The organism is Sphingomonas agri, assembly GCF_038148795.1.
Taxonomy (GTDB): domain Bacteria; phylum Pseudomonadota; class Alphaproteobacteria; order Sphingomonadales; family Sphingomonadaceae; genus Sphingomicrobium; species Sphingomicrobium agri.
Genome location: NZ_JBAPEU010000003.1, coordinates 39,479 through 51,113 on the forward strand (window position 1 = coordinate 39,479; position 11,635 = coordinate 51,113).

At 64.0% G+C, this 11,635-nt stretch carries 9 protein-coding genes; all 9 read right to left on the reverse strand.

What is annotated here, in order from left to right; genetic code table 11:
• Window positions 1–6: 6 nt before the first annotated feature.
• Complete coding sequence (locus V8192_RS12235; protein ID WP_341633385.1) at window positions 7–3,183, reverse strand: efflux RND transporter permease subunit; 3,177 nt, start codon at window positions 3,181–3,183, stop codon at window positions 7–9.
• Window positions 3,180–4,439 carry an efflux RND transporter periplasmic adaptor subunit gene (locus V8192_RS12240; RefSeq protein WP_341633386.1) on the reverse strand — a complete coding sequence of 420 codons (1,260 nt, stop codon included), beginning with the start codon at window positions 4,437–4,439 and terminating at the stop codon, window positions 3,180–3,182. Before V8192_RS12240 ends, V8192_RS12235 begins: the two co-directional genes overlap by 4 nt.
• On the reverse strand, window positions 4,436–5,686 hold the full coding sequence (locus tag V8192_RS12245) for a TolC family protein (RefSeq protein ID WP_341633387.1): 1,251 nt from the start codon (window positions 5,684–5,686) through the stop codon (window positions 4,436–4,438). Before V8192_RS12245 ends, V8192_RS12240 begins: the two co-directional genes overlap by 4 nt.
• A 529-nt stretch (window positions 5,687–6,215) precedes the next feature.
• Entirely contained in the window at window positions 6,216–6,704 is a 489-nt protein-coding gene (locus V8192_RS12250) for a DUF305 domain-containing protein (RefSeq protein ID WP_341633388.1), read from the reverse strand.
• Between the two features lie 44 nt (window positions 6,705–6,748).
• Entirely contained in the window at window positions 6,749–7,420 is a 672-nt protein-coding gene (locus tag V8192_RS12255; RefSeq protein ID WP_341633389.1) for a c-type cytochrome, read from the reverse strand.
• A 51-nt stretch (window positions 7,421–7,471) separates the two neighbouring features.
• Window positions 7,472–7,954: a nuclear transport factor 2 family protein gene (locus tag V8192_RS12260; protein ID WP_341633390.1), complete on the reverse strand. Its 483-nt coding sequence runs from the start codon at window positions 7,952–7,954 to the stop codon at window positions 7,472–7,474.
• A gap of 21 nt (window positions 7,955–7,975) precedes the next feature.
• A complete protein-coding gene (locus tag V8192_RS12265) occupies window positions 7,976–9,154 on the reverse strand; it encodes a copper resistance protein B (protein WP_341633391.1) in 1,179 nt (392 codons plus the stop codon).
• On the reverse strand, window positions 9,141–11,222 hold the full coding sequence (locus tag V8192_RS12270; RefSeq protein ID WP_341633392.1) for a copper resistance system multicopper oxidase: 2,082 nt from the start codon (window positions 11,220–11,222) through the stop codon (window positions 9,141–9,143). The genes V8192_RS12265 and V8192_RS12270 overlap by 14 nt, the downstream gene beginning before the upstream one ends.
• Before the next feature lie 84 nt (window positions 11,223–11,306).
• A complete protein-coding gene (locus tag V8192_RS12275; protein WP_341633393.1) occupies window positions 11,307–11,609 on the reverse strand; it encodes a hypothetical protein in 303 nt (100 codons plus the stop codon).
• Window positions 11,610–11,635 lie beyond the last annotated feature (26 nt).

An 11,635-nucleotide genomic window follows, 5' to 3' on the forward strand; every position in this document is an offset into this window, starting at 1 on the left:
TCGCGCCTAGGCGGGTTGAGGCGGGCTCTTTCCGATAACAATGTCCGCGTCACTTCGCGCCTGAACGGCGGGCCGTCTGACACCGAGCAACTTGTAGATCGCCGGGATTACGAACAGCGACAGCAATGGGGCGGTGATCATTCCTCCGACCATCGGCGCGGCGAGGCGCTGCATCACTTCATGGCCAGTGCCGTGGCCGATCAGCAGCGGGAAGAGCCCGGCAAGGATCACAGCCGCCGTCATTGCCAGCGGGCGCACTCGCAGCACCGCCCCTTCGATCAGCGCATCGTCGAGATCGTCGTCGCTCTTGAATGTGCCCGTCTTAATGCGATGATCAATCGCCTGATCGAGATAGACGAGCATCACGACGCCAAACTCCGAAGCCAGGCCGGCCAATGCGATGAAGCCAACGGCGGTTGCGACCGAGACGGCGTGGCCGAGCAGGAAGATGAACCAGATGCCCCCAACCAACGCGAACGGCACTGTGAGCAACACGATCAACGGCTGGCGGACACGCCCAAAGGCGATGAACAACAGCAGGAAGATGATGCCAAGCGTCGCCGGCACGACCCATTCCAGCCGCTTCGCCGCACGTTCAGCATATTCGAATTGGCCTGACCACGCGATCGAATAGCCCGGCGGGAGCCGCACGGCCGACGCGACCTTCTGCTGTGCCTCGTGGACATAGCCGACGAGATCGCGGTCGCGAACATCGACATATACCCAAACGGTCGGCTGCGCGTTCTCGCTCTTGATCATCGACGGGCCGGGTTCGACGCGGATCGTTGCGACTTGTGAGAGTGAGACCACGGCCCCATCGGGCGCGATGATCGGCAGCTGCTCAAGCGCCTGCACGCTGTCGCGGAGCTCGCGTGGGAAGCGGACATTGATCGGATAGCGCGCGAGACCGTCGATCTTTTGACCGATCGTCTCGCCGCCGACGGCGGTCGCCGCCGTCTGTTGCACCTGTTCGATGGACAGCCGGTAGCGAGCCGCCGCCAGCCGGTTCACGTCGACGCTGATATAACGGCCGCCAGAAATGCGATCCGAGACCGCCGAAGCCGTGCCGGGGATCGGCTTCACCGCCCGCTCGACATGCTCACCAAGCTGTTGGAGCGTGTCGAGATCGGGTCCGGTGATCTTCACACCGACCGGACTCTTGATGCCGGTCGCCAGCATGTCGATCCGGTTGCGGATCGGCTGTACGAACACATTCGCGAGACCGGGAATTTTGAGCTTCGAGTCCAGCTCGGCGATGATCTTGTCGGTGGTCATGCCGGGCCGCCAATCGCTCTTCGGCTTCAATTGGATCGTGGTTTCGAACATCTCTAGGGGCGCCGGGTCCGTGGCGGTCTCAGCCCGACCGGCTTTGCCGAACACCGTTTTCACTTCGGGCTCAGTCTTAATGATGCGGTCAGTGACCTGGAGCAGCTGGCTCGCCTCGGCCGCCGACAGGCCGGGAAGCGCGGTCGGCATGTAGAGGATGTCGCCTTCGTCCATCGGCGGCATGAACTCGGCGCCGAGCAGGCTCAGGGGAACGAGCGTTATCGCAAGTGCGACCCCGGCGATCGCTAAGGTTCCTTTGGGTCTGGCCAACACCCACGCGAGTGCCGGCCGGTAGACGCGGATCAAGAAACGGTTGATCGGATTGTCCTGCTCGGCACGAATGCGGCCTTTCACGAACATCGTGATCAGCACCGGCACGAGCGTGATCGACAGCCCCGCCGCGGCAGCCATCGAATAGGTCTTGGTCAGCGCCAGCGGTCGGAACAGCCGCCCTTCCTGCGCTTCGAGCGTGAACACGGGCAGGAACGACAGGGTGATGATTAAGAGCGAGAAGAACAGGGCGGGGCCCACCTCAACCGCGGCCTCGACGAGAAGCTGGACGCGCCGCGTCTCGGAAATGCCCTCGTTGGCCTTGGCGTGCTCCAGCTTCTTGTGCGCGTTCTCGATCATCACGATCGCCGCATCGACCATCGCGCCGATGGCGATGGCAATTCCGCCCAGCGACATGATGTTCGCGTTGACGCCTTGGAGGTCCATCACGGTAAACGCCGCAAGGATGCCAAGGGGGAGCGTTACAACCGCGACCAATGAGGAACGGAGGTGCACCAGGAACAGCCCGGTGACCAAAGCCACGATCACCAACTCTTCGGCGAGCTTCTCCCACAGGTTGTTCACGGCACGCTGAATCAGCGCCGAGCGGTCGTAGACCGTGACCACCTCGACACCGGGGGGCAGGCTGCGCTGGAGGGTGGCAAGTTTCTCCTTGACCGCTTGGATGACCGAGAGCGTGTCGGCGCCTTGGCGAACGACTATCACGCCGCCAGCGACTTCGCCTTGGCCGTTGAGCTCGGCGATCCCGCGCCGGAAGTCCGGGGCGAGCTGGACCCGAGCGACATCGCCGACGGTCACCGGAATGCCGCCCGCCTGTGCGCTCAATGGAATATCGCGGAAGTCCTGCAGCGTTTTCAGATGGCCGCCGACGCGGACCATATATTCGGCGCCCGCGCGCTCGATCACCGATCCGCCGGACTCGTTGTTGGCCTTCTTGATCGCGTCGATCACATCCGACACCGACACGTGGTAGAGCTGCATCTTCATCGGATCGACCTGGACCTGGAAGGTCTGGACCATGCCGCCGACGCTCGCGACCTCGGCCACGCCATCGATCTCCTTCAACTGAAAGCGCAGGAACCAGTCCTGGAGCGAACGAAGCTGGGAGAGGTCGTGTCCGCCTGTCCGGTCGATCAGCGCATATTCGAAAGCCCAGCCGACCCCAGTCGCGTCGGGGCCGAGGGTCGGTGAGACTCCTGGCGGCAATCGGTCGCGCGCCTGGCTCAAATATTCGAGCGTCCGCGACCGCGCCCAATATTGGTCAGTCCCATCCTTGAATAGCACGGTGACGAAGCTGTCCCCGAAGAAGGAAAAGCCACGCACGGCCTTCACCTGCGGCGCCGAGAGCATGGTGCTGGCGAGTGGGTAGGTGACCTGGGACTCGACAATGCTCGGAGCCTGGCCCGGATAAGTAGTTCGTATGATGACCTGCGTGTCGGACAGGTCCGGGAGGGCGTCGACCGGCGTGCGGGTCAGCGAGTAGTTTCCGGCGAGTGCGAGGATCGCGGCACCCAAGAGCACGAACAGGCGGTTGGCGACCGACCAACGGATGATGCGGGCGATCACCGTGCGGCTCCCGGCTGGCCGGCCTGCAGACGGCTGAGGAAGCCTTGCAGCGACGCCTCGGAGTCGATCAGGAACTGGCCCGAGGCGACGACATCCTCGCCGGGCCGCAGCCCCGCGACGATCTCGGTCCACTGGTCGGAGTCGCGGCCGACCCGCACCTCCTGCGGAATGAAGCGGCCGCTGCGCTTCACGATAACCACTTGGCGGCGCCCGGTATCGATCAGGGCCTCGCTTGGAACGACGGTGGCAATGCCGCCAGCGCCTTGCATGTTCACATTTGCGAACATGCCCTGCTTGAGGCGGCCGCCGGGGTTGGGGAGCGTGATCCTGACCTGCGCGGTCCGGCTCTGCGCGGTGAGCGACGGAAAGATGTAATCGACCACGCCTCGCCGGGTGTCGCCGGGGTAGGCCGGGAAAGTGATTTCGGCCGGCTGGCCGACACGAATGCTGCCGAGCGACGCTTCAGGCACATCGGCGATCACCAGCACCTGGCCCAAGCCCTGGATGGTCACGATTGATTGACCGGGGCTCACCTGCGCCCCAGGCCGTGCACCGATCGCGGTCACGACACCCGAAGTGTGGGCGAACACCGGATATGTGCGCTGCGGAGCGCCGCCGTGATCGAGCCGTGCAACCAACGATGCCGGAGCTCCGAGCAACAACAAACGGCTGCGTGCGGCTTGGCGCAGACTTGCCGAGATGATGCTGCCACTCGCCAAGAGCGCCCGATATTCATTCTGCGCCGCCAGCAGGTCTGGCGAATAGACAGTCGCAATCACGCGACCGGCGCCGATTGGTTCGCCCTCGGCGCGCACCGACAGACTCTCGACGAAGCCAGGCGTCAGCGTTTGCACCTGGGTGATCAGCCGCTGGTCGAAGTCGACATGGCCCACCGAACGGATGACGGATGAAAGGTCGCGCACCTCGACCTTGGCCAAGCGAATGCCGAGGTTCTGCATCACGGCCGGAGAGACCGTGACCCCGCCTTGCGCGCCTTCGTCGGCATATTTGGGTTGGAGCGCCATCCCCATCGAGGACTTGCCGGGGCCGGGATAATGCTCCTGCGGCACCATCGGGTCATACCAATAGGCAACGCGCCGGCCTGTTTGGTCGGACTGCCGCTGCCCCTTGCCGCCGGTCGCGAACTCGTAACCCGCAATACCGGCTAGGATGGCTAGTAAGAGAGCAAGCGCTGCGATCAGCGCCGGCCGCTCACCGATACGACGGACGACCGTTGTCGAGCTGTCGCGGGTCATCTCGCGGCCTCCCCCATCAGATAGATGATCTCGGCGGCGGCGCGGGCGCGTTTGCCCTCCTGCTCGACAAGCGTGATGTTGGTTTCGACATAACGGCGCACGATATTGAGCGGCAGGTCGAGCGATCCCTGTCCGCCCTGGTAGCGGGCTTCAGCGGCTTTAAACGCCGCCTCCAGCGATGGGATCGCGGTCTTCGTCAGGCTGTCGAGCTGAGCGTCCGCACCACGATAATCGGCGAGCGCGGTCTGATACTGACCCTCCAGCTCTCGCCGCACATCCTCGGCCCTGAGCATTGCGGCATCGGCGCGATCCTGGGCCTCGGCGATCTTACGGTTTTGCAGACCCTTGCGATTGATCTGCAGCGGAATGCTGACCTGGGCGCTGACGAAGTCGCCGAAAGACGGCCGGAACCCGTAATTGACGGACCAGGTGAAGTCCGGCCGGCGATCAGTCCGGGCGACATCGACTTGCCGCTGCGCTGCTGCCTGTTCAGCTAAGGCGACGCGAAGGTGTGGGTGATCGAGCATTTGACCTTGCATTGATGCCGGTAGGGTGAGGTTCGGAAGGGCATCAGGCAATGGCCGCTGCGCGGCGCCGCCGATCCAGCGGGCAAGCTCGCCGCGGGCATGCGCTTCCGCACCCTTTGCGTCGGCGAGCTGCGATTGGGCAAGCGCAACCTCAGCCTGGGCTTCGAGCGCGAGCGCGGGCGACGAAGCACCCGTCGGTACGCCAGCTTCCATGATCTTCTGGCCGGTCTTGAGGTCGCCAATGACCCGCAGCAGCAACCTTTCCTTCGCCGAGGCTTCCACGGCGTTGAGCCAGGCGACCGTCACATCGCGGCGGACGTGGACTTGCTGAGCGGTTGCCTGTTCGCGGCTGACCACCGCCTCGGCCTTGAGCTGCGCCGCCGCGGCCTCGCGCTTGGAGCGGCGGACCTGCTCGCGCATGATGCCGATCATATACATGGTGAAGTCGTCTCGGGTCGGGCTGAAGGCCGTCCCTCCCGTGACAGGAAAGTCCTGGACTCCCACCGACAGTTGGGGATCGGGCAGGCTCCGCGCTGCGGCGGCAGCCTCTTCGGACGCCTGGGCGTCGCGGGTATAGGCCGTCACCATTGGCTGATCGCCCGACGCGAGCGCCAGCGCGTCCTGCAATGTGAGGATTGGCGGTGCGGTCGGCCTGTCCTCGGCAATCGCAGTCGTCGCAAGCGCAACCGCCGCGATGCCGACAAGCGAAATTGTTCTCATTGTCTGTCTTCCTTGAGCGCGCGTTCGCTTGGCGAACATGCTTCGACCCGGCGGCCGTTGGGACGCCGGATCAGCTCTCAGGCCACGCCGCCGAAGGGCAGCGTCGCCGCAATCTTAGGAAGGCAGTCGCGGAGGCGGGTCGAGCCCGGACGCAGTGAGGGACGCGAGCTCTTTGACGGCGCGACGGTCGTGCAAAGCGCCATTGACTCTCAATGGTCCATCCGTTGAGATTCGATCCGGCAGGAGGGCCGCGGCGGCTGAAACCTGACAGGCAGGCGTGCAGCAATCCATCTTCGAGTGATCGGCTGGTTTTGCCGGCATATGCCCGTCCATCGTGCAGCCGGGCATAGTGGTCGGCGCAGCGACCGCGCCAGTCGCCGCGGGCGGGCTGAGCGCCAGGCCGAATGAGCAGAGGACCGCGAGGAAGAGCCTGATCACCGGCATAGGATACGGATTAGCCATTAACAGAGTCAAACCAGCCTCAGTTTCAGTGCCTTCGGCTCGAATTCAAACCTCTCTCAAGATTGGCCTATTTGCGATTCAGGATTGCCTTCATCTGATCGATCTCCTGCTTCTGGGAGCGGATGATATCGCCGCACAGTGTTTGGATTTCCGGATCGCTAATCTTGGCGCGCTCGCACATCAGAATCGCACCCGAATGGTGCGGGATCATCGAGCGCAGAAACTGGTCGTTGCCGACCAGCAACTGACCGCGGATGCCGATGAAAGCGAGGACGAACAGGACCGCGCCGCCGATGGTGATCGCCAGGTTGAGCTTCCGGTCCGGATACATGGAGCCCATCATCAGCGGCATCATGACGACCATCGGCGTCGCCATCATGACCGCCATGTAGAAGAAGTTGATGTTCTGGACGAACTCGCCCCAGCTGTAGATCATCGTGAACATGATCAGATACATGAGGGTCAGCATGCCGACGGCGCTGACGCCCAGCATTGCGTAATTTTTGCGTGCCATCTGCCGGTCCATGGCGCCGTGCTGTCCGTGTCCCTGTTGCATTCGCTTTCCTCCTGGTGCGTGTCCCCTCCCGCGGGTCGATCCCGTCAGTGCGTATGCGCGTGGCTGTGCCCGGCTTTCTCGTCGCCGTGACTGTGCGGCGCTGCCGCCGTGTCATGCGCCTCGTCGCCGCCCGACATTCCCGGCATCATCTCCTTCATCATCTCGTCATGATCGGCGGGAGCGCTGGCGACCGCTGCTTTATATTGCTCGGGCGACATCTTCGGCAGCTGGCGAAGGAACGCGACCATGTCCCAGATCAATTGGTCGTCATGGGTCTTGCCCCAGGCCGGCATGGCACTGAGCTTCACGCCATGCTTGATGATCCAGAACATCTGCGCCGGCGTGTGGTCGTTGCCTTTGGCCAACTCCGGCGCCGGGGGATAGAGACCCTGACTCATCTCGGACTTCTCCAGTCCAGGACCGAGATGGCAGCCGGTGCACATCTCATTATAGAGGCCGGCGCCCGCTGAAATGCGCTTCGGATCGTTAAGGTCGGCGGGCGGCTTGATGTCCTTCGAGTAGCTCGCGATCGAATGTTCGCGCAGGCTGTCGAGCGTGTTGTAGACCCATCGCCAGTGCGGCGCGTCGGCGCCGATATTGTAGATTCCCATATAGATGAAGATCGCCCCGAAGGCCGCGACGATGACCAGCAGCAGGGCCACGAAGGCTGTGCTCGGAAGGTGCCTTTTGAGGTCGAACGATTTTCCTTCAGTCATAACTCATCCCCTTCCTGGCCTCTGCCCATGAAATTCCGTAATCCGGTCCCGTCATCGCTTCGCCGACGACCAGTGGATGTGAATGATCTTCCACGTGCCGCCGGTGCTACGGAGGACCATCGTCTCGGTCGTCATCAGGTCGAGCGGCTTGCCCTTGTAGGTGCCCGTCGTCCGGCCCTCGGTCGCAATCCACGCCGATGCTCCGTCGGCCTGGCCCGCGCGGCGGGTCACCACGGTCGAAACCGCGCGCGAGAATTCGGCGTCGGCGGGAAGATGATGAGCCGCATATTCGGCCTTGCTGCGCTCGGCGCCGCCGGACTCGAAGATCAGGGCATCATCGGCGAGCAGGGCGGCGGCCGCTCGGGCGTCGCCCCGTTGCAGGGCAGCGTGGAAGGCATCGACCGTCGCTGCCGCGCCTCGGGCCGATGGAGCGAGCGTTCCAGCCTGCGCCGCTCGAGGCGCTTGTTCGTGGGCGGCTAGCGGCGCTGAAATGACCAGCATCACTGCAAACGCCCCAGATAAACCAACGCGCATCTCTTCCCTCCCTTGTTGTGATCAGAACCAGGTCCGCACGCCGGTCACGAGTTCCCAGCCTCCGGAATCTTCCCCGGCGTCGCGCACGAAGCGGCGCGTGTCGCCGAAGGCCCGGCGATATTGGACGCCGACATAAGGCGCGAGCTGACGGCTGATATCGTAGCGCAGCCGAAGGCCCAGCTCGGCGTTGGACAGACCGGACCCGACGCCGGTTTCGCGGCTGCTTTGAGCGGCGAAATTGAGCTCTGCGCGCGGCTGCAGCATCAGCCGCTGCGTGATCCGCTGGTCATAATAACCTTCGGCGCGAGCAAGCAGCTCGCCCTTGTCGGACAGGAACAAGGCGCCTTCGATCTCGAAGAAACTCGGTGCCAGCCCCTCGATCCCAATCGTGGCGTAGACGCGCGAGGGGTTCGGCTTGAAATCGTAGCGGACGCCGCCCTGCAGGTTGAAATAGGGTCCGATCGCATGGCTGTAGAGCGCCTGCACTTCGGCGCGCTCGACCGAACGTCTGAACCTGCCTTCGCCTTCGCTCTTCAGCCAGACGCGATTGATGTCGCCGCCATACCAGGCCTCGCCGTTCCATTCGAAGCCGTCGTGGCCTTTGCGGAACTGATACTCGGCGAGGTTGAATAAGACCTGCCCGATCTTCTGCCCGCCGTGGAAGGTCTCCAGATGGTGACGGCCCATCGCCATCGCCTGCGATCCATAGACCTGATCGGCGGCATGGTCGGTTGGAAGCGGCGGTGGCGGGGCATTGCCGGCAGGAAGGTCCGTGCCCGCAGGCGCCTCCATCCCCGGCATGGTCATTCCAGGCATGTTCGACATGGGCTGGCCCGACGGCATTTGCATCCCCGGCATGCTCTGGCCCTGCGGCATTTCCATCCCGGGCATGCTGTGCATGGTCTCGCCGGGTTTCATCTCCATCCCGGGCATCGACTTCATGCCGTGCTTCGCATGCGGCTTGGCGGCAGGTTTCTTCGCCGATGTCTTTTTCGTCGACGCCTTGACCTTGCCGGCCTTCTTTCCGGCCGTCCCTTTCTTCGTGGGAGCCGCCTTCTTCTTTGCGGGAGGCTTCCTTTTCGGCGTTGGCATCTTCATTCCAGGCATGTGCATGCCCGGCATGTTCATCTGCGCAATCGCCGGGGTGGCGAAGGCGAACGACGCCGCGGCGCTGAGGAGCGCAATCTTACGAAGGCGCATTTTGATTTCCTTCGGAGAGCGGGCGGATGGTGACGACGCGCATCATGCCAGCGGTCATGTGGTAGAGATTGTGGCAGTGGAACGCCCAGTCGCCTGGCGCATCCGCGGTCAGGTCGAAGGTCATCTTGCCGCCCGGCGGCACATTGATCGTGTGCTTGCGTGGGCCATAGGCGCCGTGCCCGGTCACCAGCTCGAAGAAATGGCCGTGCAGATGGATCGGGTGCGGCATCATCGTGTCGTTGATGAGCGTCACCCGCACCCGCTCGTTCGTGCGAAACGGGATCGGGTCGGCGGGATCGCTCATCTTCTGCCCGTCGAAGCCCCACATGTAGCGTTCCATGTTTCCGGTCAGGTGCAGCTCGAGCTGCCGCGTCGGCGCGCGCAGATCCGGGTTGCGGTCGAGCGCGATCAGGTCGCGATAGACGAGCACCTTGTGATCCATGCCCTCGAGGCCTTGCGGCGGCTCGCCCGTCCGGTCGCTTGGCATTGGCGAGATGGTCTGGACGCCGGGCCCCTTCTTGACCTGCGGCGCCTTGCTGAAGTCGCGCATGTCCATGTTTCCCATGGAGCCGTGCTCCATCCCCGGCATTCCGGCCGTTGAGCCCTGGTCCATGCCCGGCATCCTGGCCATCGAGCCGGATGCCGGCATCTGCACCGCCCCGTGACCCATCGCCGAATGATCCATGCCGGCCATCCCCGCCATGCCGGCCATCTGCGAATGGTCCATGCCGGCCATTCCGGGCATCGAACCCTGATCCATGCCTGCCATTCCGCTCATCGCGGCGCCAGCCGCCGCCTTGATGGTGCCGTGGTCGGTCGGCTCCTTCCAGCCGGTCAGCTTCCACAGATTCTTCGACGCATTCTGTTCGGCCGAAGGATCCACGCCGCGGACTGCGGCTGGGTTGGGCGCGTTCGGCATGTCCATTCCGGGCATCCCAGCCATGCCGCTGCCGCCCATGCTGCTCATGTCCATGCCCATGTCCTTCATGGTCGTCAGGGGACGGGCGCGCAGTGGCGGCACGGGAGCAGACATGCCCTGGCGCGGCGCCAGCGTTGCCCGGCCCAGGCCGGACCGGTCGATGGACTCGCTGACGAACGAATAGGCGCGGTCCCCCGGCGTCACGATCACGTCGAACGTCTCGGCGACGCCGATCTGGAACTCGTCGACCGTGACCGGCCGCACATCCTGTCCGTCGGCCTGGACGACGGTCATCGGCAGGTCGGGGATGCGGATATTGAAGTTGGTCTGAGCCGAGGCGTTGATGATGCGCAGCCGCACCCGCTCGCCGGGTGTGAACAGCCCGGTCCAATTGTCGAACGGTCCATGGCCGTTGATGGTGAAGGTGTAGGTCGAGCCGGTGACGTCGGCGATGTCGGCCGGGTCCATCCGCATCTTCGCCCAGTCGAGCCGTTCCTTTTCAGTGAGGTCGCGGCCGGCGAGCAGGCCCGACAGCGTCAAGCGCTGCATGTTGAAATAGCCGCCACCCATCTGCTTGAGCTTTTTGTAGATGGCCGCGCCGCCCATAGGGCTTTGGTCGGCGAGCACGATCACATGCTCGCGATGGTAGGCGACCGGGTCGGCATCTGCGGGATCGATCACGATCGGCCCGTAAAGTCCGTCCTGCTCCTGATAACCGCTGTGGCTGTGATACCAATAAGTCCCCGACTGGATGATCGGGAACTCATAGTCGAAGGTGGTGTGCGGCTTGATTCCGGGAAAACTGACGCCCGGCACGCCGTCCATGGCGAACGGGACCAGCATGCCGTGCCAGTGGATCGACGAGTCCGAGTCGAGGCTGTTCGTGACTTGAAGGCGGACCTTTTCGCCCTGCTTCAGCCGGACGAGGGGCCCGGGAACGGTGCCGTTGATGCCGACGGCGCGCCCGATCTTTCCGTCGACGCGGACGGCGACATTGCCGATGGTGAGCGCGATGTCGGACCCGCTGACCGTGGGGAGGGCGGGCGCAATGCCCTTGGAAAGCGATTGCGCCCAGGCCGGCATGATCGCTGCGGCGCCTGCCGCGGCGGCTCCCCCGGCGAGGAAGCGGCGTCGGTTGATCAAATACATGGGATGTCTGACCCGTTGGAGGGAGGACAGGAACAGCGGCCGAAGGAAGAGAGGCGCCGCCGCAAATGGACGGCGCCTCCCCTCTTATTGGCCGCTGTGCCCCTGATGGGCGTCGGCGGCGGCGCCCTTGGGCGCGGCTTTGGCCGCCTCAGGGCACATCTTGTCCATGCCCGCCTTGGACATGTGCATCGAATGACCCTTGGCCATCATCGCCTGCATGTCCTTGCAGCTCATGGCCGGCATGCTCATGCTCGACATGCTCATGCCGTCCATCTTCATGCCGTGCATGTCGCCCATCGCGCTCTGCGCCGGCGCAGGCTTGCCCTGGGCGAACGCCGCCCCAGGCAATGCGATCGCCAACGCGATCGCCGTCACAAATTTGGTCATTTCAGTCTCCGTGAAATCGAGTGGAT

What these genes read in the sequence shown, in the direction of transcription:
- V8192_RS12260 (WP_341633390.1), bottom strand. Translation starts at nt 7,954, where the DNA reads ATGCGCGTTGGTTTATCTGGGGCGTTTGCAGTGATGCTGGTCATTTCA.
- V8192_RS12270 (WP_341633392.1), bottom strand. Translation starts at nt 11,222, where the DNA reads ATGTATTTGATCAACCGACGCCGCTTCCTCGCCGGGGGAGCCGCCGCG.
- V8192_RS12255 (WP_341633389.1), bottom strand. Translation starts at nt 7,420, where the DNA reads ATGACTGAAGGAAAATCGTTCGACCTCAAAAGGCACCTTCCGAGCACA.
- V8192_RS12275 (WP_341633393.1), bottom strand. Translation starts at nt 11,609, where the DNA reads ATGACCAAATTTGTGACGGCGATCGCGTTGGCGATCGCATTGCCTGGG.
- V8192_RS12240 (WP_341633386.1), bottom strand. Translation starts at nt 4,439, where the DNA reads ATGACCCGCGACAGCTCGACAACGGTCGTCCGTCGTATCGGTGAGCGG.
- V8192_RS12250 (WP_341633388.1), bottom strand. Translation starts at nt 6,704, where the DNA reads ATGCAACAGGGACACGGACAGCACGGCGCCATGGACCGGCAGATGGCA.
- V8192_RS12265 (WP_341633391.1), bottom strand. Translation starts at nt 9,154, where the DNA reads ATGCGCCTTCGTAAGATTGCGCTCCTCAGCGCCGCGGCGTCGTTCGCC.
- V8192_RS12245 (WP_341633387.1), bottom strand. Translation starts at nt 5,686, where the DNA reads ATGAGAACAATTTCGCTTGTCGGCATCGCGGCGGTTGCGCTTGCGACG.